The sequence below is a fragment of the Rhizobium brockwellii genome, assembly GCF_000769405.2.
GTDB lineage: Bacteria > Pseudomonadota > Alphaproteobacteria > Rhizobiales > Rhizobiaceae > Rhizobium > Rhizobium brockwellii.
Genome location: NZ_CP053439.1, coordinates 4,681,999 through 4,705,761 on the forward strand (window position 1 = coordinate 4,681,999; position 23,763 = coordinate 4,705,761).

General features: G+C 62.2%; 24 protein-coding genes. 13 read left to right on the plus strand and 11 right to left on the minus strand.

Translation table 11 applies throughout. From position 1 onward, the window contains the following. The 3 genes from RLCC275e_RS22805 to RLCC275e_RS22815 form a co-directional block, all read right to left on the minus strand. Positions 1 to 582 (minus strand): TadE/TadG family type IV pilus assembly protein, encoded by a 582-nt coding sequence (locus RLCC275e_RS22805; protein WP_033181139.1) that lies wholly within the window; start codon positions 580 to 582, stop codon positions 1 to 3. Next, on the minus strand, positions 582 to 1,217 hold the full coding sequence (locus RLCC275e_RS22810; protein ID WP_033181140.1) for a TadE/TadG family type IV pilus assembly protein: 636 nt from the start codon (positions 1,215 to 1,217) through the stop codon (positions 582 to 584). The genes RLCC275e_RS22805 and RLCC275e_RS22810 overlap by 1 nt, the downstream gene beginning before the upstream one ends. 115 nt (positions 1,218 to 1,332) lie before the next feature. Further along, entirely contained in the window at positions 1,333 to 1,743 is a 411-nt protein-coding gene (locus RLCC275e_RS22815; protein WP_033181141.1) for a pilus assembly protein N-terminal domain-containing protein, read from the minus strand. Between the two features lie 380 nt (positions 1,744 to 2,123). Between RLCC275e_RS22815 and RLCC275e_RS22820 the strand changes: the two genes are divergently transcribed. The 10 genes from RLCC275e_RS22820 to RLCC275e_RS22865 all read left to right on the plus strand — a co-directional run bounded on the left by RLCC275e_RS22820 (position 2,124) and on the right by RLCC275e_RS22865 (position 11,887). Continuing rightward, complete coding sequence (locus RLCC275e_RS22820; RefSeq protein WP_010067423.1) at positions 2,124 to 2,312, plus strand: Flp family type IVb pilin; 189 nt, start codon at positions 2,124 to 2,126, stop codon at positions 2,310 to 2,312. 125 nt (positions 2,313 to 2,437) lie between these two features. Further along, the gene (locus RLCC275e_RS22825; RefSeq protein ID WP_033181142.1) at positions 2,438 to 2,950 is read left to right on the plus strand and encodes an A24 family peptidase; all 513 of its coding nucleotides are present in this window, start codon (positions 2,438 to 2,440) and stop codon (positions 2,948 to 2,950) included. A gap of 110 nt (positions 2,951 to 3,060) precedes the next feature. Continuing rightward, on the plus strand, positions 3,061 to 3,876 hold the full coding sequence (cpaB, locus tag RLCC275e_RS22830) for a Flp pilus assembly protein CpaB (protein WP_033181143.1): 816 nt from the start codon (positions 3,061 to 3,063) through the stop codon (positions 3,874 to 3,876). 11 nt (positions 3,877 to 3,887) lie between these two features. Then, the gene (locus tag RLCC275e_RS22835; RefSeq protein ID WP_033181144.1) at positions 3,888 to 5,387 is read left to right on the plus strand and encodes a type II and III secretion system protein family protein; all 1,500 of its coding nucleotides are present in this window, start codon (positions 3,888 to 3,890) and stop codon (positions 5,385 to 5,387) included. Then, entirely contained in the window at positions 5,384 to 6,139 is a 756-nt protein-coding gene (locus RLCC275e_RS22840) for a CpaD family pilus assembly protein (protein ID WP_017995713.1), read from the plus strand. Before RLCC275e_RS22835 ends, RLCC275e_RS22840 begins: the two co-directional genes overlap by 4 nt. A 14-nt stretch (positions 6,140 to 6,153) precedes the next feature. Next, complete coding sequence (locus tag RLCC275e_RS22845) at positions 6,154 to 7,431, plus strand: CpaE/TadZ family protein (protein WP_033181146.1); 1,278 nt, start codon at positions 6,154 to 6,156, stop codon at positions 7,429 to 7,431. Between the two features lie 132 nt (positions 7,432 to 7,563). Then, entirely contained in the window at positions 7,564 to 9,039 is a 1,476-nt protein-coding gene (locus RLCC275e_RS22850; RefSeq protein ID WP_017989964.1) for a TadA family conjugal transfer-associated ATPase, read from the plus strand. A 5-nt stretch (positions 9,040 to 9,044) separates the two neighbouring features. Further along, positions 9,045 to 10,052, plus strand: coding sequence for a type II secretion system F family protein (locus tag RLCC275e_RS22855; protein WP_033181147.1), 1,008 nt, complete (start codon positions 9,045 to 9,047; stop codon positions 10,050 to 10,052). 15 nt (positions 10,053 to 10,067) lie between these two features. Further along, on the plus strand, positions 10,068 to 11,054 hold the full coding sequence (locus RLCC275e_RS22860) for a type II secretion system F family protein (protein ID WP_033181148.1): 987 nt from the start codon (positions 10,068 to 10,070) through the stop codon (positions 11,052 to 11,054). A gap of 200 nt (positions 11,055 to 11,254) precedes the next feature. After that, positions 11,255 to 11,887 carry a LysE family translocator gene (locus RLCC275e_RS22865; RefSeq protein ID WP_003555884.1) on the plus strand — a complete coding sequence of 211 codons (633 nt, stop codon included), beginning with the start codon at positions 11,255 to 11,257 and terminating at the stop codon, positions 11,885 to 11,887. Positions 11,888 to 11,993: 106 nt separating this feature from the next. Here RLCC275e_RS22865 and RLCC275e_RS22870 read toward each other — a convergent pair whose 3' ends face one another. Further along, complete coding sequence (locus RLCC275e_RS22870; RefSeq protein ID WP_003555886.1) at positions 11,994 to 12,830, minus strand: tetratricopeptide repeat protein; 837 nt, start codon at positions 12,828 to 12,830, stop codon at positions 11,994 to 11,996. A gap of 144 nt (positions 12,831 to 12,974) precedes the next feature. On the opposite strand from RLCC275e_RS22870, the gene RLCC275e_RS22875 reads away from it, so the two are divergent. The 3 genes from RLCC275e_RS22875 (at position 12,975) to RLCC275e_RS22885 (ending at position 15,756) form a co-directional block, all read left to right on the plus strand. Continuing rightward, positions 12,975 to 14,366: a leucyl aminopeptidase family protein gene (locus RLCC275e_RS22875; protein WP_033181149.1), complete on the plus strand. Its 1,392-nt coding sequence runs from the start codon at positions 12,975 to 12,977 to the stop codon at positions 14,364 to 14,366. Positions 14,367 to 14,536: 170 nt separating this feature from the next. Further along, complete coding sequence (locus RLCC275e_RS22880) at positions 14,537 to 14,887, plus strand: MarR family transcriptional regulator (protein ID WP_003544522.1); 351 nt, start codon at positions 14,537 to 14,539, stop codon at positions 14,885 to 14,887. Between the two features lie 11 nt (positions 14,888 to 14,898). After that, entirely contained in the window at positions 14,899 to 15,756 is an 858-nt protein-coding gene (locus RLCC275e_RS22885; protein WP_033181150.1) for a C40 family peptidase, read from the plus strand. Here RLCC275e_RS22885 and RLCC275e_RS22890 read toward each other — a convergent pair whose 3' ends face one another. The 7 genes from RLCC275e_RS22890 to RLCC275e_RS22920 form a co-directional block, all read right to left on the minus strand. Further along, entirely contained in the window at positions 15,757 to 17,148 is a 1,392-nt protein-coding gene (locus RLCC275e_RS22890; protein WP_003555889.1) for an amidase, read from the minus strand. Positions 17,149 to 17,184: 36 nt separating this feature from the next. Beyond that, on the minus strand, positions 17,185 to 18,048 hold the full coding sequence (locus RLCC275e_RS22895; protein WP_003555890.1) for an ABC transporter permease: 864 nt from the start codon (positions 18,046 to 18,048) through the stop codon (positions 17,185 to 17,187). A gap of 3 nt (positions 18,049 to 18,051) precedes the next feature. Then, positions 18,052 to 18,999 carry an ABC transporter permease gene (locus RLCC275e_RS22900; RefSeq protein ID WP_033181151.1) on the minus strand — a complete coding sequence of 316 codons (948 nt, stop codon included), beginning with the start codon at positions 18,997 to 18,999 and terminating at the stop codon, positions 18,052 to 18,054. Between the two features lie 345 nt (positions 19,000 to 19,344). Further along, the gene (locus RLCC275e_RS22905; RefSeq protein WP_171816919.1) at positions 19,345 to 20,874 is read right to left on the minus strand and encodes an ABC transporter substrate-binding protein; all 1,530 of its coding nucleotides are present in this window, start codon (positions 20,872 to 20,874) and stop codon (positions 19,345 to 19,347) included. 150 nt (positions 20,875 to 21,024) lie between these two features. Next, positions 21,025 to 21,945, minus strand: coding sequence for a LysR family transcriptional regulator (locus RLCC275e_RS22910; RefSeq protein ID WP_003555893.1), 921 nt, complete (start codon positions 21,943 to 21,945; stop codon positions 21,025 to 21,027). A 116-nt stretch (positions 21,946 to 22,061) separates the two neighbouring features. Continuing rightward, the gene (locus tag RLCC275e_RS22915) at positions 22,062 to 23,057 is read right to left on the minus strand and encodes a P1 family peptidase (protein ID WP_003555895.1); all 996 of its coding nucleotides are present in this window, start codon (positions 23,055 to 23,057) and stop codon (positions 22,062 to 22,064) included. Positions 23,058 to 23,287: 230 nt separating this feature from the next. Then, positions 23,288 to 23,482 (minus strand): hypothetical protein, encoded by a 195-nt coding sequence (locus RLCC275e_RS22920; RefSeq protein WP_003544544.1) that lies wholly within the window; start codon positions 23,480 to 23,482, stop codon positions 23,288 to 23,290. Between the last annotated feature and the right edge of the window lie 281 nt (positions 23,483 to 23,763).

Sequence of the window (23,763 nt, forward strand, 5' to 3'; positions counted from 1 at the left end):
TCAGCAGTCGCCGCAGGGGATCGAGTCGCCTTGCCGCTGGCGGTAGAAATAACTGCGGCTGATAGTGATCGTACGCATGCCATCCGGCATGAAGTTTGGGGCGAACAGGAACATCCTATAGGGGATGCTGAGCTCAGTCCGGACCAGGAAACTGTTCGCCGTCTTCATATCGGACGGCACGTTGCTCACCGTGGCGTACTTGGCATAGGGCACCGTCCCGTCTTGCGCCCAGGACCAGAGCACCTTCGCATTGGCGCCGGCATCGATGCTAATGCCGGTGATCTTCAGCGTCAGCGATGTGGAGTTGTAGGGCACGAAGATCGCGGTTGCGACCGACGGCATCTGCGCGAGCGCGCTCTTCGTGACGGATTGCTGCTGGGTGACGAGGTCGGCCACCGTTGCTGCGGCGCGTGTCACGCGCTTGCTGACGCTGAGGCCGACCGTGATCTCGAAAGCGCCGATATAGAGCATGATCAGCACGGGAAAGAGGATCGCGAATTCGATCGCGCCGGCGCCCTTGCGGTCGCGGGCCAGCCGCCGCATCGTCAGGACCAGTCTGGTGAACGGGTTGCGCAACGCCATTACGGATACTGCTCGTTCTGGAAAGCCGCGGTTGCGACGATCAGATATTGACTCGGCATCGAACCGTCGGAGGGACGTATCGTGGTGATATAGGGCCGAACCAGATCCGTGATGATTTCCCAGCGGTAATAGGCGCGGACCATGTTGATCGTGCCGGCGCCGCCCGGCGCATATTTGAAGGCCGCCGTGTTGATATCGGCATATTTGTCGGTAGAAAGCTTGGGGATCGTCGTCGGAATGGCCGAAAACGTGCTGAACGTCTGCACATCCACGTAGAGCTTGCTCGGCGTGGCGACTTCGCTCGCCGAGCAGCGGACCAGGATCGAGATCTCATCGCAGAAAGCCTGGCGGAATTGCGCCTGGTTCATATCGGTCGTGCGGCCGAGATTATAGGTGATCTGCCCGGTTCGCATCCGGCGGCTCATCGTATCGACGGCATTGGAGACGAGTTCTTCGGCGGCGAAGGCGACGAAAGTTTCGAGGATTGCGAAAATCACCAGGAAATAGGGAATGGCGAGCAAGGCGAATTCGATCGCCGCTGCGCCGTCGCGCGAGCGGGCGAGAGCGCGAAACCGTAAGAAACGGAACGGCGCAAAAGCGCACCCCTTATCCGTCTGCTGATCGATTGTCATCATTGCCTGGACCCGAGCGACATTCTCAGTCGTCAGACTAAGGTCCGTTCGTTGATTTTCCGTTTCAACCTGACACGACGATTTTAACGAATCGACGAACAAGCTGAAGGAAAGTCACTCAGGGGGAGGCGGTCGCGGTGGCCGCTTGCTGCGCATGCTGCTCGCAGTTCGGCGTGCAGGACAGCACGGAGCGCTGGGTCTGACGGTAGACACGCACCGTATTGCCCTCGTCGATCGACACCAGGATGCGTTCGTCGAGGATCGCGTTGCCGTCGGCATCGAGAAGGACCAGATTGGTGGTGCCGAAGCTACGTCCCGTCAGAACGATGGTCTTGGCGTCGGCGACCGTCGCATCGGCGACTGCGGCATTGCCGACAATCACCTTGCTGACGGGGCGGTCGAGCTTCAATACGCGCGCGTGATCCATGTAGACGCGCAGCATGTCATCGTCTGCGGCCGCGGACACTCCCGAAACACCGAAAACGGCGATCATGCCGGCAAAGAAAATGGTTTTGCCGCTCGATGACATTGGGTCCTCTTTCATGATCACAGCACAAGATGCACATAGAATGGAAAAAAATGGTAAACGAAGCCTTAAGTCTACCGCTCTGTTCCAGGATGAAGCGTAATGCTCCGATTTGGGACGGCCTCATGGCGGCGCACGCCTCGGTTGGAAGCGGAATTTGTGCTATTTCCGGATGAATGCAGCAGTTATTTCAGGAATATTGTTAAATATTGAGGTAAGTGCGTAAGAAAATACTGACTATACAAAGGCCTGTTGTCTCGTTCACATGTCGTTAACTCTTTTCCTTAAGCCGATGGAAACGGCCATTCGCTAGGTTGCAGTCATCCGATCAACGGCAAACAGTTGGCGGACGTGCTGAACATCAACTGGAGTTAGGAGTTACCATGACCAAGCTTTTTAGCCGTTTTCTGAAGGACGAATCCGGCGCGACCGCAATCGAATACGGCCTGATCGCCGCCCTCATTTCCGTAGCGCTCATCACTGGCGCAACGAGCCTCGGCGGCAAGATCGGCAACACGTTCAACGGCTTGAGCACCAAGATGGACACCTCTGTCACCGCAAGCGGCGGCTGAGCTGGCTGCCGCCTTGCGGCGTCCGCGCAATACCGGCCGGATTTGCTCCGGCCGAACTATCCGAGCGGGCTCACAGGCTGAACGGCCGTGAGCCTTTTCGCATCTCGTTACGATCGGGTATACGCATGATCGCAGCTTCAGTCTTCGTGATACTGCCACTCTGCCTCGCCATGGCTGCTTTCTCGGATCTGTTCACCATGACGATCCCGAACCGCATTTCCGTGATCCTGATCGCCTCTTTCCTCGTTCTTGCGCCGTTCTCCGGCTTGGGACTGGAAGTGATCGGCATGCATCTTGCCGGCGCCGCCATCGTATTCAGCGCCTGCTTTGCTCTCTTTGCATTCAATGTGATGGGCGGCGGAGATGCCAAGCTGTTGAGCGCTACCGCGCTCTGGTTCGGTCTGAATGAATCGCTGCTTTTCCTGATGACCGATGTGGCCGCGATCGGCGGTCTCATCACCTTGCTCATCCTGCTGGTGAGAACGCAGTCCAATACCATCCTCGCCATGGGCCTGCCGGTGCCAAGCTCGGTTCTGCTGGCCAAGAAGATCCCCTATGGCATCGCGATCGCGATCGGCGGCTTCATGGCCTTTCCTTCTTCGCCGCTGTTCCTCACCGCGCTGGAAAGCCTGAAATAACGGCATTTTAAATGCCCGTTAACTTAAAATGTAAGCGTTCCATTAACCATAATTATACCAATTGCAGAGCATTCTACAGGGCGAACATGTCGTGCCCTGAGGAATGATCGATGAAACCGGCTCGCCTTATAATCCTAGCTGTCGCCGTGGTGGCAGCCGGCCTCGCCGGCCTCCTGGCAATGCAAATGGCCGGCAGTGGCGGTGTCGTTACCCAGGTCCGCTCGGTCGTCGAGAAGGAACCGACCGTCAACATCCTCGTCTCGAGCGGCAATCTGGCGGTCGGCGCAAGGCTGGACGATCAGTCGGTGCATTGGATGGCCTGGCCGCAGGGCGGCGTCGTTCCCGGCCTCATCACCGAAGCCGACAAGCCGGATGCGATCAAGGATCTGCAAGGCGCCGTCGTGCGTCTGCCGATCTTCGAAGGCGAACCGATCCGGCCGGAAAAGATCGCCGATTCCAGCAGCCGTATCCTCTCCTCGCTGTTGCCGGCCGGCAAGCGCGCCGTCGCGACCGAGATATCGGTGGCAACGGGCGCCGGCGGTTTCATCCTGCCGAATGATCGCGTCGACGTCATCATGGTCCGCAAGGGCGCGGAGGCCGACAAGCTCATCACCGAAACCGTGCTGAGCAATGTCCGCGTCCTCGCCATCGACCAGCAGATCCAGGAAAAGGACGACGGCTCGAAATCGGTGGTCGGCACGACCGCGACGCTCGAGCTCACGCCCGATCAAACGAAGGTTCTTGCCGTCGCCCAGCAGATGGCGGACCGGCTGTCGCTCGCGCTGCGCTCGGTCGCCGATGCGCAGGAGCAGGATACCAGCGCCGCCGACTATCTGCTGAGCGGCGACAACGGCAGTGCGATCATCCAGGTCATCAAATCGGGCGCCATCGTCACGGATGCCAGCGCAGCACCGAAGGCGGAGTAAGGGACGTGCAAATGGGCAATTCAACGCGGCGCGCCGGACCTCTCCTGACAGGTTGCCTTTCGCTGGCAATCGGCGTCTCCGGTATGGTGCCGGCTTCTTTCTCCCCGCTTTTCGGTGCAAGCGAGGCGCATGCCGATTCCGATAGCCTGGTCCGGATCTCGCAGACCGGCTCCAACGCTCATCGCCGGCTGAAGCTCGGGCTCAACAAGGCCGTCGTCGTCGATCTGCCGGAGGATGCGCATGATATCCTCGTCTCCGATCCGACCATGGCCGATGCCGTGACCCGCACCTCGCGGCGCATCTACCTGTTCGGCAAGAAGGTCGGCCAGACGAATATCTTCGTCTTCGGCGCCGGTGGACAGGAGATCGTCAATCTCGACATCGAGATCGAGCGCGACGTCTCCGGCCTCGAAGTCAATCTCCGCCGCTTCATTCCTGACTCCAACATCAACGTCGAAATCGTCTCCGACAACATCGTGCTGACCGGCACCGTGCGCACGCCGCAGGATGCCACACAGGCGGCCGATCTGGCGCAGGTCTTCCTGAAGGGCGGCGAGGCGACGACCAGAACCGAAACGGCATCCGGCACCGGTGGCGACAGCTCGGTGGCGCTCTTTGCCGAAGGTCGCCAGAGCTCGCAGGTCGTCAACCTTCTGCAGATCGAGGGCGAGGATCAGGTCACCCTCAAGGTGACGATCGCCGAGGTCCGCCGCGAGGTGCTGAAGCAGCTCGGCTTCGATAATCTGGTTTCCAATTCTTCCGGCATGACGGTCGCCCAGCTCGGCAGCCCAAGCGCCGACAGCGCCACATCGACAGTCGGTGGCGGCCTGGCGGCTCTTTTCAAGAGCTCGATCGGCAAATACGACATTTCGACCTACCTCAACGCACTGGAACAGGCCAAGGTCGTCAAGACGCTCGCAGAACCGACGCTGACGGCGATATCGGGCCAGGCCGCGACCTTCAATTCCGGTGGCCAGCAGCTTTATTCGACGACCGACAGCGACGGCAACGTCACCGTCACGCCGTTTAACTACGGTATCAGCCTCGCCTTCAAACCGGTCGTGCTGTCATCGGGCCGCATCAGCCTGCAGATCAAGACCAACGTCTCCGAACCGGTGGCCGGAAGCGGCAACGCCACCTATCAGCGCCGCTCGGCGGAAACCTCGGTGGAGCTGCCTTCGGGCGGCTCGATCGCGCTCGCCGGCCTTATCCGCGACAATGTTTCCCAGACGATGGGCGGCACGCCCGGTGTCTCGAAGATCCCGCTACTCGGGACGCTCTTCCGCCAGAAGGGTTTCGAGCGTCAGGAAACCGAGCTCGTCATCATCGCCACGCCCTATCTGGTGCGCCCGGTGGCGCGCAACCAGCTCAACCGGCCGGACGACAATTTCAGCCCTGAGAATGACGGTGCGACCTTCTTCCTCAACCGTGTCAACAAGGTCTATGGCCGCCGCGAGGCGCCCGTTGCAGACGCGCAGTTCCACGGCTCGATCGGGTTCATCTACAAATGAGCGGGGCACGATCGGCAGCAATGGCAGAAAACAGAGATCAGGCGATGGCCCATATGATTGCGACGACACCCCGCTTCGGAATCTCGAAGGCGTTTTTTGCGATGGCCGCCATGTCGATGGCGATCCTTTCCGGATGCGCTGGCCCGCATGACCAACTGACGACCGGTGGCATTCCGGACGATTACCGCGCCCGCCACCCGATCATCGTCACGGAGGCGGAGCAGACGGTGGATATACCCGTCGCCTCCACCGATCGCCGCCTGACCATCGCCCAGCGCGACCTCATCCGCGGCTTTGCCGCAAACTACATCTCGCGCGCCTCGGGGCCGGTTTACGTGCTGTCGCCGCAAGGCTCGCCGAATTCGGCGGCAGCCTATCAGCTGCGCAATCAGGTCCGTGCCGAGCTGACATCGAGGGGGATCGCAAGCTCGAAAATCGTCAACACCTCCTATGCCGCCGCCGGTCCCGGCGATGCGGCGCCGATCCGGCTGAGCTTTACCGGCACCACCGCGGTCACCACGCAATGCGGTCAGTGGCCGAAGGACATCTCAAACGATTTGACCAACCAGAATTATTATAATTTCGGCTGCGCCTCACAGAACAACCTTGCCGCCCAGATTGCCAATCCGGAGGATCTGGTGGCACCCCGCGGCATGACCCCGATCGACGCACAGCGGCGTAACAATGCCATCCAGGAATACCGTACGACGACATCGACGATCGAAGATGTCGGCAGCGACAGCAGCTTCTGAGGCGGAACGGGACGATGAGCGCGATCGAATACGAAATTAAAAACCCCAGCGAGCTTCGTAACGCCGAGGAGGCGGTGCGCATGGCGGATCTGGAAAACATGCGGCCGTTGCCGCGCATCTCCGTCCACGCCTTCTGCGAGAGCGAGGCCCTGCAGCATGTCATGGAACGCTGCGCCAATGATCGGCGCGTCGCGAAAGTCAGCATGCGCATCACCAGCGGCGGCATCGCCGCTGCCGCCAATATGTTTTCCGGCGCCCCGACGCCGAACCTCATCATCCTCGAGACCAAGGCGAATGCCGCGAACCTGCTCGGCGAGCTCGCGCCTCTCGCCGCCGTCTGCGATCCGACGACCAAGGTCGTCATTATCGGCTATTACAACGATATCGGGCTCTATCGCGAACTCATCCGCAACGGCATTTCCGAATATATGGTCCAGCCCGTCGCCATGCCCGATATCCTTGCGGCGATGGCCTCGATCTTCGTCGATCCGGAAGCTGAGCCGCTCGGCCGCAGCATCGCCTTCATCGGCTCGAAGGGCGGCACCGGCGCTTCGACCATCGCGCATAATTGCGCCTTCGGCATTTCCAATCTCTTCTCCACCGAGACGATCCTCGCCGATCTCGACCTGCCCTATGGCACGGCGAACATCGACTTCGATCAGGATCCGGCCCAGGGCATCGCCGAAGCGGTCTTCGCACCCGATCGTCTCGACGAGGTCTTCCTCGACCGCCTGCTGACGAAATGCTCGGAGCATCTGTCGCTGCTTGCCGCACCCTCGCTGCTCGACCGTGCCTATGATTTCGACGGCCAGGCCTTCCAGCCGGTGCTCGACGTCCTGCAGCGCAGCGCGCCCGTCACCGTGCTCGATGTTCCCCATGCTTGGTCGGAATGGACACGCTCGGTGCTGTCGAGCGTCGACGAGGTGGTCATCGCAGCGGTTCCCGATCTCGCCAATCTGCGCAACGCCAAGAATATGCTGGACGCGCTGCGCAAGATGCGGCCGAACGACCGGCCGCCGCACCTCATCCTCAATCAGGTCGGCATGCCGAAACGGCCGGAAATTTCGCCGTCGGATTTTTGTGAGCCGCTGGAGATCGATCCGATCGCGATCATCCCCTTCGACATTAATCTCTTCGGTAATGCCGCCAACAGTGGCCGGATGATTTCCGAAGTCGACCCGAAGTCGCCGACGGCGGAAACCTTTTCGCAGATATCGCACATCGTCACCGGCCGTGTCGCGATCAGGAAGGCGAAGAAGGGCGGCCTGCTGGGCCTCCTGAAGCGCAAGTAGACGATGAGCAATTCCAGCAAAAGCGGGCAGCGGTTTTGCATCCGGAATTGCGTGAAAACAAAAAGATAGAGCATTTCCGTGACTCGGAGAGATCGGGAAATGCTTTAGAACGAGCAGATTGGATCGAGTGGCATGTTTGGAAAACGCGGAAACGAAGGTTCCGGAAAGGTCGGGGGGGCGATTGCTCCTCCGCCGCCGGCTCCGGCCGCCGCCCCTGCGGCCTCTTCCCCCTCCATTCTGGTCGAACCCTCGCGCGAGTCCGCACGCCAGCAGGTGACGCCACCGCCGATGCAGACGCCGCAGCGCAAGCGCCCGGCCCGTACCGATGAATATTACGACACCAAGGCGCAGGTCTTTTCCGCGCTGATCGACACGATCGATCTCTCGCAGCTTTCCAAGCTCGACGGCGAAAGCGCCCGCGAGGAAATCCGCGACATCGTCAACGACATTATCACCATCAAGAACTTTGCGATGTCGATCTCCGAGCAGGAAGAACTGCTCGAGGATATCTGCAACGACGTCCTCGGCTACGGCCCGCTGGAGCCGTTGCTGGCGCGCGACGACATCGCCGACATCATGGTCAACGGCGCCGGCCAGACTTTCATCGAAGTCGGCGGCAAGACGATCGAATCCGAGATTCGCTTCCGCGACAATGCGCAGCTTCTCTCGATCTGCCAGCGCATCGTCAGCCAGGTCGGCCGCCGCGTCGACGAATCGAGCCCGATCTGCGACGCCCGCCTGCCGGACGGTTCGCGCGTCAACGTCATCGCGCCGCCGCTGTCGATCGACGGGCCGGCCCTCACCATCCGCAAGTTCAAGAAGGACAAGCTGACGCTCGATCAGCTCGTCCGTTTCGGCGCGATCACGCCGGAAGGCGCAACCGTGCTGCAGATCATCGGGCGCGTGCGCTGCAATGTCGTCATTTCAGGCGGCACCGGCTCGGGTAAAACCACGCTTCTGAACTGCCTCACCAACTATATCGACAGGGACGAACGCGTCATCACCTGCGAGGATACGGCCGAACTGCAGCTGCAGCAGCCGCATGTTGTCCGTCTCGAAACGCGCCCGCCGAATATCGAAGGCGAGGGCGAGATCACCATGCGCGATCTGGTCAAGAACTGCCTGCGTATGCGTCCCGAGCGCATCATCGTCGGCGAAGTGCGCGGGCCTGAAGTTTTCGACCTGCTGCAGGCGATGAACACCGGTCACGACGGCTCGATGGGCACCATCCACGCCAACACGCCGCGCGAATGCCTGAGCCGTATCGAATCGATGATCGCCATGGGTGGCTTCACCCTGCCGGCAAAGACGGTGCGCGAGATCATTTCCAGCTCGGTTGACGTCGTCATTCAGGCGGCGCGCCTTCGCGACGGTTCGCGCCGCATCACCCAGATCACCGAGGTGATCGGCATGGAAGGCGACGTCATCATCACCCAGGACCTGATGCGCTACGAGATCGAAGGCGAGGATGCGAACGGTCGCCTGGTCGGCCGGCACATGTCGACCGGCGTCGGCAAGCCGCATTTCTGGGATCGCGCCCGCTACTTCAACGAGGAAAAGCGCCTTGCCGCTGCCCTCGACGCGATGGAAGCGAAAACCAAGGAATAGGCGAGATGTTCGGGTTCGACCCCATAGTGCTGGCAATCGTCGTCCTCGCCGCCGTCTCCGCGGCGGCGGTCGCCTATGCCCTGTTGTTTTCGAAGATCGAGGCCGACAAGAAATCGGCAAGCCGCATCAATCGCGTCAAATCGGCCGAAAGCGACCGGGTCAAGGTCAAGGCTGCCCGTGACCGGGTGCAAGAACTGTCGAAGCGCCGCAAATCCGTGCAGGACAATCTGAAGGATCTGGAAAAACGCCAGCACGAAAAGACCAAGAAGACTTTGTCGATGAAATCCCGGCTGGTGCAGGCCGGCCTGACGATCACGGTGGCGAAATTCTATCTCATCAGCGCCGTCTTCGCCTCTGTGCTGTTGCTCGTGGCCTTGGTCGTCGGCGCGTCGTGGATGGTCATGGTCGGTATCGCCGTCGTCGCCGGTCTCGGCCTGCCGCGTTGGATCGTCGGCTTCCTGATCAAGCGCCGCCAGACCAAGTTTTTGAACGAACTCCCCAACGCGCTTGACGTCATCACGCGCTCGATCAAATCAGGCCTGCCGCTCAACGATGCGATCCGCCTTATCGCCACCGAAGGCACCGAGCCCGTCAAGAGCGAGTTCCTGCGGGTGATCGAGGCGCAGCAGGTGGGCCTCAGTATCCCCGACGCCTGCGCCCGCATGACGATCCACATGCCGCTCCAGGAAGTCAACTTCTTCGCCATCGTCATCGCCATCCAGTCACAGGCCGGCGGCAATCTGTCGGAAGCGATCGGCAACCTCTCCAAGGTGCTGCGCGAGCGCAGGAAGATGAAGGCCAAGGTCCAGGCGCTCTCGATGGAAGCCAAGGCGTCGGCCGTCATCATCGGGGCTCTGCCCTTCATCGTCGCGACCCTCGTCTACATGACGTCGCCGAACTACATGATGATCCTTTTCACCGATCCACGCGGCCATTTCATTATGGGTGTCTCGGCGATCTGGATGTCGATCGGCATCTTCGTCATGCGCAACATGGTCAATTTTGACATCTAGCCGGAAGGACGCACCATGTCGCAGGATCTTGCCGCAACGCTGACCAATCCGAGCATGCTGATCGCCCTCTTCGTCGCGATCGCCGTCTTCGCCACTTTTTACACGATCGCCATCCCGTTCTTCGAGCGCGGCGATCTGAACAAGCGCATGAAGGCTGTTTCCACGGAGCGCGAGCAGATTCGTGCCCGCGAACGCGCCCGCATGAACACGGAAACCGGTGCCGGCAAGGCCTCGCTCAGAAACCAGAACAACCGCTCGGTCCGTCAGATCGTCGAGCGCTTCAACCTGCGCAAGGCGCTGGTCGACGAAAACACGGTCAACAAGCTGCGTGCCGCCGGCTTCCGATCGGAGAATGCGCTGAATACCTTCCTGGTGGCGCGTTTCCTGCTGCCTTTCCTGTTCCTGGCGCTTGCTGCCTTCTGGGTCTTCGGCCTCGGCAATCTCGCCGAAAGGGGCACGCCGATCCGCCTCTTCGCCGTCATCGGCGTTGGTTATCTCGGCTTCTACGCGCCGAATATCTTCATCTCGAACCGCATGGGCAAGCGACAACACTCGATCAAGCGCGCCTGGCCGGATGCGCTGGACCTGATGCTGATCTGCGTTGAATCCGGCATCTCGATCGAGGCCGCGATGCGCCGTGTGTCGGAAGAGCTCGGCGAGCAGTCGCCGGCGCTTGCCGAGGAGATGGTGCTGACCACGGCCGAGCTTTCCTTCCTGCCGGATCGCCGCGCGGCGCTCGAAAATCTTGCCACGCGCACCCAGATCGAGCTGGTGCGTTCGGTGACTCAGGCGCTGATCCAGGCCGATCGCTACGGCACGCCGGTTGCACAGGCGCTGCGCGTTCTCGCCCAGGAAGGACGCGACGAGCGCATGAACGAGGCGGAAAAAAAGGCTGCCGCACTGCCGCCGAAGCTGACGGTGCCGATGATCCTGTTCTTCCTGCCGGTGCTGATCGCCGTCATTCTCGGTCCGGCCGGCATTCAGGTGGCAGACAAGTTCTGACGGTTGCGCCGGCGCCGGAAAGCGGGTGCGGCTTTCGGCAGAAGACGATGTTGCCTCAAAGACCGTCGGCCGATCTGCGGCCTTCAACCACGCGTGACCGCCACCGGCATAGCTGGTAAACGGGACGGACGACCATCGGCAAGCGCGGATGCAGCCGCAGTGCCCCTGGCGCACGTTCAAATCCAAAAGAGAGGTCTCCGATGTCTTCTGCCGGCGTTTTCATCAGTATCATGGCAGCTTTGGCGGTCGGCGCGATGAGCCCTGGGCCGAGCTTCGTCGTCGTCTCCAGGATCGCCATCTCGCGTTCCAGGCTGGATGGTCTTGCGGCCGCACTCGGCATGGGCGCCGGCGGTGTCGTTTTTGCCATGCTGGCGCTTGCCGGGCTGACGGCGCTGCTGTCTCAGTTCGAATGGCTCTATGTCCTGCTAAAGGTCGCAGGCGGCGCCTATCTCGTCTATATCGCCGTCAATATCTGGAGGAGTGCCGGTCAGCCGCTCGAAGTCTCTGACGCCGTCAACGGCAACCGCGCGCTGAGATTGAGCTTCACGACTGCGCTGCTGACCCAGCTCAGCAATCCGAAGACCATCATTGTCTATGCCAGCCTCTTTGCGGCACTTCTGCCGAGGACGGTGCCGCTCGATCTCATTGTCGCGCTGCCGCTCGGCGTCTTTGCCGTGGAGGCGGGGTGGTATTCGATCGTGGCCTTTGCCTTTTCGGCCCGCCATCCGCGGCGCCTCTATCTTGCAGCCAAGGGCTGGATCGACCGGGCCGCCGGTGCCGTCATGGGCGGCCTTGGTTTGCGTCTCATTCTTTCGGGCCTGAGCGCCCGCTAGAGCATGATGCCGAAAAGTGCGCGGTTTTCGGACGACATCATGCTCTAACTCTTTAGATACATCATGATCTGTCTGAAGGCGTAAGCCTTTCGACGACATGATTCGGTCAGTTGGTGTTGCTGTCGCCTGCTGCTTGCGGCGTCTTGTCCTTGGCGGCGAGTTTCTGCCAGGAATTCTGCTGCGAGAGCATGCCTCTGAGATAGGCGACATTGGCATCGGCCTGCTGCGGCGAAAGTTCGCGCCGGGCGATCTGCTCGGCTTCCGGGAAACGCCCCTGCAGACCGACGACCAGGGCAAGGTTCTGCCTGACGCGGCTGTCGGCGGTCGGCTGGCTGGCGGCGGACCGCAGGTAGGTTTCGGCCGTGCGCAGATCGCCGGTCAGCACGTAGGACATGCCGAGGTTGGAAAGGATGGACGGCTCGTTCGGCTGGATGTCGAGCGCGTCGCGGTAGCGCTGCCGGGCATCGCTTGCCCGGCCCATCTGGTCGAGGATCGCGCCTTGGGCGGAGATCAGCTTCCAGTCGGGACGGTCGGGCGTCTGGGCGCGGCCGATCGTGTCGAGCGCCTGTTGAAACTGGCCGGCCGCCGCCTGCGCCTTGCCGTAGGCGGCCAGCACGTTGCGGTCGGCGGGATTGGCGATCGCCACCTGCTGCATGACGGCGAGCGCCTGCGTGTCGCGACCGTTCATGCGCAGCAGATTGGCGTAGTTGACGCCGGTGACGGGATCGCGCGGGTTCTTTTCATAGGCCTGGCCGAGCCGGTCTGTCGCCGAGCGCAGCTCGGTCGCGTCCATCTCTTCGACCGGCTTGGTGAGTTTCGGTACCGAGCCCGTTGTCATCCGGTCCTTGGTCGTCGAGCAACCGGCAAGTGCCAGGACGAGCAGCGATGCCGCAGCGCCCTGCAGGATACGATTCGTGAATGTGGTGGTGAGCGAGGCAGGCATGGCGCGTTCCTGAATTCCGAAATCGGCGCCTGACCTCGAAGCGGAACAGGGAAAGGTTTGACGCGTAATCTTCGCTCCAGCAATAGTCTGTTAACCCTAACAGACCGTTAAGGAACGATTCCTTGCGACCGCCGAAGGACAATCATGGCCCCCTATCAGTTTATCGAGAGACCGACTCCTTTCAACACGAAGGGCGGTTCGACGCTGCCGATCTTTGCCGTCACGCCTGCCCATATCGAAACCGGTACGATCGATCCGATCGCGCTCAATTGGGCGCGCAGGGCAGGCTACAAGGCCGAAAGCGGGTCGCTGCTGCTGATCCCCACGGCCGAAGGCCATCTCGGCGGGGCGCTTTACGGCCTCGGTACCAATCCATCCGAGCAGCCTTACATCACCGGCAGGCTCGCCCGTGCGCTGCCGGCCGGCGACTGGCACATCGAGACCGCGCCGCTGACGGCAAATCGCCTGGCCCTCGGCTTTGGGCTCGGCAGCTACCGTTTCGACCGTTACAAATCCGAAAAATCGCCGGCGGCGACGCTGATGATCCCCCGCGATGCCGACGCCGCCGACATCAAGCGCCAGCTTGCTGGCGTCTTTCTCGCTCGCGACCTGATCAATACACCGACGAACGACATGGGGCCGAACCAGCTCGAGGCCGTTTTCCGTGGCCTGGCCGAACATTACAAGGCAGAGATATCGGTTATATCGGGCGACGACCTGCTCACGCAGAACTTTCCGCTCGTCCATACCGTCGGCCGCGCCAGCGCCGATGCGCCGCGTCTTCTTGAGCTGCGCTGGGGCAAGAAGGGTCATCGCAAAGTGACGCTCGTCGGCAAGGGTGTCTGCTTCGATACCGGCGGTCTCGACATCAAGCCTGCCGCCTCGATGCTGCTGATGAAGAAAGACATGGGCGGGGCGGCGAATGTCATGGGGCTTGCCTTGATGATCATGGACGCCAAGCTGAAGGTCGACCTGCGCGTTATCTTGCCCGTCGTCGAAAACGCGATCTCGTCCAATGCCTTCCGGCCCGGCGACATCTACCGGAGCCGCAAGGGCCTGACCGTCCAGATCGACAATACCGACGCCGAAGGCCGGCTGATCCTTGCCGATGCGCTCGCCTATGCCGACGAGGAAGAGCCCGAGCTCTTGATCGACATGGCGACGCTGACCGGTGCCGCCCGCGTTGCCCTCGGTCCGGATCTCCCGCCCTTCTTCACCGATGACGCTAATCTGGCGCATGACCTGACCGAAGCGAGCCTGGAAACGGACGATCCGCTGTGGCGCCTGCCGCTCTATTCCGGCTACGAAAAGGATATCCGCACCAAATTCGCCGATCTCACCAACGCGCCGGCCGGCGGCATGGCGGGTGCGATCACTGCGGCCCTCTTCCTCAAGCGTTTCGTCAGCAAGGCGAAGAGCTGGGTGCATTTCGACATTTACGGCTGGGCTCCGTCCGAACGGCCACATTCGCCGGGCGGCGGCGAGGCACAGGCGATCCGCGCACTCTTTCACCATATCCGCGAGAGCCTGCGCTGAGTCCATCCGAAAAAAAGCGTTGAGGCGCGCCGCGTGTTCACGCGTTGCGCCCCGCCGTCGATCGTTAAAATTTTATTCACCTTGCCGGGCAGCAATTTCCGGCGCCTCTTGCATGTGTATGGCAACTACCGGAAAATGGAACGTTAGCGTAACGATCTTCCGGAGGGGCCGTGCCGATCGAACTGACCGCCTCGCAGGCGCTGGGGCTCTGGCATGGCGCGGCGCTCGATCAGGTCCGCCACGACGACCGTGATTTGACGTTGCGCCAGATGGCGATCCTGCTGCATATTTATCTGGTGCCGCCGCCGCACACGGTGCGCGGGCTTGCCGCCACGCTTGATGTCACCAAGCCGGTCATTACCCGTGCCCTGGATACGATGGGCGAGATGGGCCTGGTCGACCGCGTGCGCGACGATGCCGACCGGCGCAACGTGATCATCAAGCGCACCGTCGGCGGTGCGCTCTACCTGGAAAAGCTCGGCGATCTCATCCGAGATCAGGCCCGCCGGCTGCCGATCTGAAAGGAATGCGAATGACGATGCTCGACCGCCGCCTGCATGCCTACCGGCCCGATCTCGCGGAAGCCGGCCTCGAAGGCAAGGTCGAGGCGTCGCGCTTTGTGAAAGGCGCGCCGGCGCGTGTCGCCGTTCCAGTCCTGGCCGTGCGCCCTGAACCGGACCTTGCCCGCGGCATCGATACGGAACTGCTTCTCGGCGAGGATGTGACGGTTTTCGATCGCGCCGGCGGCTGGTGCTGGGTGAAAGCCGCCGCGGACGGCTATGTCGGTTATGTCGCGGCGGACGCGCTCTTGGAAGGCCGGCCGGCGCCGACCCATATCGTCACCGTGCAGCGCACCTTCGTCTATCCCGAACCGGAACTGCGCAAGCCCCACCAGGCCATCCTGTCGATGGGAAGCCGCGTCTACGTCGCCGGCGAGGCGGAAGCGCGGGGCAATCGCTACGTCGTGCTCGAGGACGGAACGGCGATCTTTGGCAAGCATGTCCAACCGATCGGCGCGCTCGATGGCGCCGATTACGTGGAGATCGTCGGCCGTTTCCTGGAGACGCCCTATCTCTGGGGCGGACGTTCCGGCCTCGGCATCGATTGCTCCGGCCTCGTCCAGCTGGCGATGCTGATGACGGGCAGAGCTGCGCCACGCGATACCGATATGCAGGCGGCCGGCCTCGGCCAGCCGATCGACCGATCCGAAATCCGCCGTGGCGACCTGGTATTCTGGAAGGGTCATGTCGCCGTCTTCGAAGATCCGGAAACCATTCTGCACGCCAACGGTCATAGCATGACGGTGGCGCGCGAGAATTTCGAGGCCGCGGTCGAGCGCATCGGCTGGCTCTACCAGCAACCGACCGGCTATCGCCGCCCGATCAGCTGATCAGCCGATCGGAGGCTGCGGCCAGGATCTCACTCCGCCCGTCCAGTCCTCGAAGGCTTTCGACAGTCTCAGCACCCGCATGTCGTCGAAGCGCGGTCCGACGATCTGCAAGCCGATCGGTATGCCCGAGCGGGAGAAACCGCAATTGATCGAGGCGGCCGGCTGCTCCGACATGTTCCACGGCACCGTGAAACCGATATGTTCGAACGGCAGGGCCGGATCATTGGTCGGAGATGCCCATTCGGCCGGATAGGAGATGATCGGATTGGTCGGCGAAAGCAGGGCGTCGACCGCGGTGAACAGCCGTCCGCAACTCTTGCGCATCTCGATCGTCTGATTGAAGCCCTTGACCGCATCGACACCGCTGATGTCGGCGCCACCCATCGCCCAATCCCTGATATAGGGCAGGATGCTGTCGCGCCTGTTGTCGTCGAGATCGGCGATATCGCCCCAGAACCGGGACCGCCAGAAATTGTCGAGGCCATCCAGCATCGCGCGCGTCAGCACCGGCTGGACTGATACAATGGTCGCGCCGGCCGCCTCGAATTGTTTCGCCGCCGCTTCGACCGCGGCCCTGATCTCGTCCTCCACCGCAAGCCCGCAGCCGGCATCGAGCATCAGCCCGATCTTCATGCTCGACAGGTCGATGTCGAGATCCATCCAGTTGAAATCGTTTGGCGGCAGGCTGGTGCCGTCGCGCCAGTCAGGGCGCGACAGCGTCGCCATCGAAAAGGCCGCATCTTCGACGGTGCGCGCCATCGGCCCGACGCAGCGCCCGACATAATAGGGATCGGCCGGAATGCGCCCATGGCTCGGCTTGAAGCCGAAGATGCCGGTCCAGCCGGCGGGAAGGCGCACCGAACCGCCGATGTCGGTGCCGATATGCAGCGGTCCGTAGCCGGCCGCAGCCGCTGCGGAAGCCCCGGCACTCGATCCGCCGGGATTCTGCGTGGTGTTCCAGGGATTGCGGCTGAGAGGATGGAAGCTCGAAAGCCCGGAGGAAAGCATGCCGTAATCGGGGCAGGTGGTCTTGGCGAAGATCACCGCGCCATCCTCCCGCAGCCGGGCGGCGGCCGGTGCATCGGCGTCTGCGGGTTTTAGTTCCACTGCCCTCGTGCCTGATGGCACCGGCTGGCCCTTCGTGGCGATCAGCTCTTTCAGCGTCACCGGGATGCCGTCGAGCATGCCCAGCATTTCTCCCTTCGCCCAGCGTTCCGTCGACGCTTTCGCTTGCGCGCGCGCCGATTCCGAATCGTAGAGGTAGAGTGCCGAAATCGACGGCTCCCAGGCTGCTATATGATCCTCGAGAGACAGCCAGTATTCGAGAGGGGAGAGGCTCTTATCGGCGAAGCGCCGCCTGAGTTCGCGAATGGTAAGGTCGGTTTCGGTCATGGCATGGTCTTTCGGGCTTTTCGTCTTGGGAGGACATCAGCGGCTCGCCTCGCGTGGGTCGAGCAGATCGCGCAAACCGTCGCCGAGCATGTTGAAGCCGAAGACGGTGAGCGCGATGGCAAGGCCGGGCAGGATCGCCAGCCAGGGGGCGAGCGCCAGGTAGGTTTGCGCGTCGGCAAGCATCCGGCCCCAGGTCGGCGCCGGCGGCGCCATGCCAAGCCCGAGGAAGCTGAGTCCCGCTTCGGTGAGGATCGCCAGCCCCAGCTGGATCGCACCATGCACGATGATCTGGCTCATGATATTCGGCAGCACGTGGCGCAGCGAAATGGTCAAGCGCGTATTGCCGATGGCGCGCGCCGCCGTCACATAGTCGCGGCTCCAGGCCTGCAGCGAGGTCGCGAGTGTGACGCGGGCAAAGACCGGGATCATGAAGACGGCAATGGCGGTGATTGCGGTGAACCGCCCTGGCCCGAGAAAGGCGCCGAGCACCATAGCGGACAGGATCGGCGGAAGCGCGAAGATGACGTCGCAGATGCGCATCAACAGCGCCTCGAAAGGGCCGCGGATCGCCGCCCCCGAAATGCCCGCGATCGAGCCGAGCGTCCCGCCGATTGTTACCGCGGTAATGGCGATCGACAGTGAATTCCAGCAGCCCGCCATCAGCATCGAAAGCACATCGCGGCCGAACTGGTCCGTGCCGAGCAGGCCGAAGGCAAGCGGTGGCTGTAATTTGTGGATGATCTGCATTTTCGCCGGCGGCAGCGGCGTCCAAACGAGCGACAGCAGCGCAACGGCGGTGAGCAGCCCGATGATCACGGCCCCTGTAATCAGGTTCATTCGCCGGCTAAGTCTAAAGGCCCGGCGGCGGCTGATGATGGCGGTGGATGCGATCGGTGCCATGCGTCAAGCCGCCTTTCTCATCCTGGGATCGATCGCCAGATAGGAGAGATCGACAATGAAATTCATCACGATGACCAGGCCCGCGAAGAACAGCACGACATCCTGCATGACGATGATGTCGCGCTGGGAGAGCGCCTGAAGGGCGAGCCGTCCGAGGCCGGGCAGGTTGAAGACGTTTTCCACCAGCACCGCGCCGGCGACGAGAAAGGTGAATTGCAGCCCGATCATGGTGAGGATCGGGATCAGTGCATTCGGCAGGATATGGCGCCACAGCACCGCACTGCGTGACAGCCCCTTGGCAACGGCGGTGCGGGCAAAATCCTCATGCATCATGTCGAGCACTGCCGAGCGCGCCACGCGCGTCAACACGCCCGCCTGCGGCATCGCCAGCGCGACGGCGGGCATAACCAGCGCCTGCAATGCCGGCAGCAGGCCGGCGCCCCAGCCTGGGAAACCGCCGGCTGGCATCAGTCCGAGCACCGTCGAAAACAGGATGATCAACAGCAGCGCCACCCAGAAGGCGGGAACGGCGATGCTGATCTGCGAAAACAGCGTCGCGATGACGTCGAAGACACCGCCGCGGCGCGAGGCGGCCAGCACGCCGAGCGGCAGGGCGATCGCCACCGAAAGCACGATCGCCATCAGCGCCAGCGGCAGTGTTACCGCCAGCCGCTCGACGATCAACCCCGCGACCGGTACGCCATAGGTCAGGGAATTGCCGAGATCGCCGGAGAGCACGCCGGTCAACCATTGCCCGTAACGCAGCAGCAGCGGCTGATCGAGCCCGAGATTGTGACGGAGCGCTGCAAGTGTTTCCGGTGTTGCCGAGGTGCCGAGCATGATCGAGGCTGGATCGCCGGGCAGAAGGTCCATCACGGCGAAGATCAGCAGCGAGACGACGACGAGCGTGACGATGAGACCGGCGAAGCGGCGAGCGAGGAGTGGGATCATATGATACGTCCGCTCGCCGTTCTGGCGGCGAGTTTAGCTAGAACGCCATTTCCACTCTCCGTCATCCCAGGCCTTGAGCCTGGGATCCATGCCACTGCTGCTGATGGATGCGGTGTGGATGCTCGGCTCAAGGCCGAGGATGACGGAGGGTGGGGCGGGCGGAAGGAGCTATTCATGACGCAGGCGCCCGCACCATGAATGCCATCCGCAGTGAAACCAAACAATGTCGGTCCGAGCTGAACTGACCTGTGAGGAAGGGAGAGGGCTGTGCGTCATATCGGCCAAATGCATGTCGGATTTCTCCAATGCCATCACCACATCGCGTTCTGCCCCGGTCCGCCACCCTCACTCGTCCCAGGAAACACCGGACAGCACGTTGGAAGGGATCGGCTCGTTCTCCCACAGCCCTTTCAGCTTTTTGTCCCAGACGCCGAGTTTCGGCATGACGAAAAGGTAGAGCGCCGGCACGTCGTCGGCGAGGATCTTCTGCGCTTCGCCATAGATCGCATTCTGCGCGGCGGGGTCGGCCGTCTCCTGGACCTTCTTCATCAGCGCGTTGAAAGCAGGGTTCTTGTAATTGAAATAATAGGGATCGCGGGCATAGATGTCGATGTCGAGCGGTTCGGCATGGGCAACGATCGTCATGTCGAAGTTGCGGTCCTTCATGATGTCCTGGACCCATTTCGCCGGAAATTCCGTCGGCTCGATAGTCATCGTCACGCCGATCTCGGCAAACATCGCCTGCATCACCTGGGCACTGCGCGGCGCATAGGCCATTTGCGGCGATTTGATCGTGAAGGTGAAACCGTTGGGGTAGCCGGCTTCGGCAAGCAGCGCCTTCGCCTTCTCGACGTCATAGGGCAGCACATTGGTCATGTCCTGATAGCCCGGATCGTTCGGCGTATAGTGGCTGCCGATCGGTGTGCCGAGGCCGGACCATGCGCCGTCGATTATCGTCTTGCGGTCGATCGCCATCATCAGCGCCTGGCGGACGCGTTTGTCGTCGAACGGCTTCTTGGCAGTGTTCATGCCGGCAACGACCTTGAGCTCGGTATTGCCGATCCTGGTGACGAGCCTCGCATCGCCGTCGAAAGAACTCATCAGCTCAGGTGCGGCAAATTCCGGAAAGGCATCGAGATCGCCGGATTTCAGCGCTGCCGCCTGCGCCTGCGGATCGGCGATAAAGCGGAAGGTCACCGTGTCGAGCCTAGCGGCAGCATCCTTGTTCCAATAATCGGCATTCCTGGTGAGTTCGACCTTGTCGCCCTTCGCCCAGCTGGCGAATTTGAACGGACCGGTGCCCACTGGCGTCGTCTTGTCGTCGGCAGCCGTCTTCGGTGCGACCATCACCGAGGCTGGCCAGCCGAGCCAGTAGATCAGGCTGCCGGTCGGTGCCGAGAGATGCAGCACCAGCGTTTCGGCATCGGGCGTATCGATCGAGGCGATCGAGGCGAAGAAGCGCTTCTGCGGATTAACGGAATCGGCACCGCGGGCGCGGTCGAGCGAAAACTTGGCGGCAGTGGCATCGAAGGCCTCGCCGTCATGGAATTTGACGCCGGTCTGCAGCTTGAACGTATAGGTCAGGCCATCGGGAGAGATCTCCCAGCTTTTTGCCAGCTGCGGCTGGATCTTGCCGGCCTGGTCGATCGTCACCAGCCCCTCGAACACGTTCTGCCAGGTCACCTGGCCGATTGCGACCGGTGCCGCGATCGTCGGGTCGAGACCGGTCGGCTCGACGCTCATGCCGAGATTGAGCGTGGTCTTCGCCGCCTCGGCCGGCGTCATCGCCGTCATCACCAGGCCGGCCGAGAGCGCGGCACCGAGCGAAAGCCGCCGGGCGAAACGCGCTGAAGGCGCAAACGAAAGCTTGATCATCATGTTCCCTTGTCTGGCCGCGCGTCGCTGACGAAGACCTTTTGCGAGGAGAGTGACACTATGCCGGTGCACACACAATGACGATTTTGTGTGCTCAGTGTAGCCGAAAAAGCTACACCTGATATCCGCGGGCAATGCAAGCTCGAAGCGTCAGTCTTTCGTCCCGGCCGGGCGGTTGGTGCGCTCGCGCATGAACCTCTCGATGAAGTCGAGCAGCTTCGTCGCGGCAAAGGACAGCTGCCGGTCTGGCGCGACGCAGAGATCGACATGGGTGCGGATGCCGGTCTTGCCGGCCAGCGGAATGGCAAGGAGCTGACCCGCCTCGATCTCGCGGCGGACGGTGAGCGCCGGCAGCAGCGTGACCGCAGCCCCGCTGAGCACGAGTTCCTTCAGCATTTCGAGCGAGCTGGTGACAAAGACGGGATCGAGGCTCAACCCCTCTTTCTCAAACAGCGCGTCGAAGGCCTGGCGGAAGCCGAAGGATTGATCGGGCAGCGCCAATGCGTAGTCGGCAAGCGTCCTCAGCGGGATCTCGGCATGCGCGGCGGCCGGGTGCTGCGGCGTGGCGATCAGATCATAGGCGATCTCGGAGCGCAGCCGCACCTTGGTGCCGGACATCGGTGGCGCAAACAGCGTCACCGCAATATCCGCCTCGGCGCTGTTGACGGCGTCGACCGCCTGACGCGCGCTGGTGATCGTCACGGTAAAACGCAGCTTCGGATATTTCAGGCTGAATTCGGCAAGCGCCGGCGCTAGCAGATTGGCGACGGTCGCCCCATTGGCATAGATGCTGACGCGGCCGCGCTGCAGGCCCTTGAGGTCTTCGATCAGCTGCTGCACGTGATCGAGCTCGCGCAGCGTCCGGCCGGCGCGGGCGGCAAGCAGTTCGCCGGCAGCCGTCAGCTTGACACCGCGGGCGCTGCGTTCGACCAGCGGTGCGCCGAAATGATATTCGAGGTTCTCGATCTGCCGGCTGATCGCCGTCGGCGCGACATTGAGGTTCTCGGCCGCCTGGCGCATCGAATTGGTCCTGACCAGTTCGTCGAAATACATCAGCGCCCGGATCTGCATTCACGTCTCTCCGCCATTCGGCACGTTATGGGTTCCGGTTCCGACCCTAATGCATGTCGCCCAAAAGTGCGCAGCGGTTTTGGGACAACGACATGCATAAAAACAAAGATCTAAAATCAACGACCATTCGGGTAGCAGTCGCGCCAGGCCTTTTGCGCGCCCTCGACCGGAAGGGCGGTCGCGGCATAGACGCCACGGGCGATCGCCCGCGCCATGACAATGGTGGCGAGGTGGCACAGCTCCATCAGGCTCGCCATGTCGTCTCTTCGATGCTTGCCCGTCGAAGCGGCAAAGACGGTGTCGCCGTCGAGCGGCAGGTGCGCCGGCAGCAGTGCCCGGGCAAGGCCGTCATGGCCGGCAAGCGATAGCCGGTGCGCCTCGGCCTTCGTCAGCTGCGCGTCGGTCACGACAGCGCCGATCGTCGTTGCCGGCGTGTTCATGCCCTTGAGCCGCATCCGGTGGTCGGCCACATCAGGCATGCCGAGCCCACCGAATTCCGCATCTTTTTCAAAAGGCGCCGCCCAGAAATGCGGCCCGTCGCCGATCGTTGCCGAACCGAGCGCATTGACGGCGACGATCGCCGCGACGCGATGCCCGGTGCTGCTGACGGCGCTGGCCGAGCCGAGCCCGCCCTTGACGGTGGCCGTCGTCGCCCCCGTGCCGGCACCTGTCGTGCCGAGCGCGAATGTGCCCTTGGCCGCAGCCTTCAATGCCGTATAGCCCATGTCGCGGTAGGGCGAGTGAAGGCCCCAATCCTTGTCGCCGCCGTTCAGCAGGTCCATCAGGATCGCCTGCGGCACGATCGGGATGCGCACCGGCCCGACCACAAAGCCGCGGCCGAGTTCGCGCAGGCCCGCCTGCACGCCGCCGGCGGCATCCAGCCCGAAGGCCGAGCCGCCGGAGAGCACGAAGGCATCCACGGCATGGACGGTCATCGACGGATCGAGCAGGCCGGTGTCGCGCCCGCCCGGCGCGCCGCCGAGCACCGTGCCGGATGCGACGGCCGGTTCGTCGAAGACGATCACCGTGACACCGGAACCGAGCGCAAGGTCGGTTGCATGGCCGACGGAAACGCCTTCGATGTCGGTGATGAGGTTGAGAAGATCGGGCAAGGGCGGATCCTTAGAGCAATTCCAGCAAAAGTGTGCAGCGGTTTGCGTTCGGAATTGCGTGAAAACAAAGAGATAGAGCGTTTTCGTGATTCGAGGAAAAACGGAAATACTCTAGACGGAAAGGCCGCCGATAGGACTGCAATTGCCCTCAAAAAACAAGACCGGCCCCATGTGACGGGACCGGTCGGATATCGGGAAAAGCCGCGAATGCTAATCGCGTCCTCATGCCCTCAGGCATGAAGCGGCTTCGGATGACGGCGGGTCATCAGGTCATGGATGGCCAGGCGCACCTCGTCGGGCGAGCCGAAACGCTGCTCGTCGAGGTCGTGAACATGAAATTTCACGGCGATGAACTTCAGCCGGTCTTCATCGGGAATGACGATCCCGACGGGAACGCCTGCATATTCGATAACTTGCTTCTTCATAGATAGAACTCCTGCCGCGCGAGATGCGCAGCCATGGCGAATTGACTTGTCTGGTACCGTTGAAAGGAGGACGAACGTCACATTCGACAGTTCGGGCGGGAGAGGGCGCCCGGACGGTCATTGCCAAGCACAGATCGCCCAAGGAGATCGGCGAGAATATCGATGTCTATCATGCTCGTTCCTTGTGTTGGCGTTGCACTTGAGGGGTCCCGGTAGAGCCCGGGGCCGGTGATGGCTGTCTTCAATAATCTACTATCTTGGTAGAGATTACCCGATAGCCT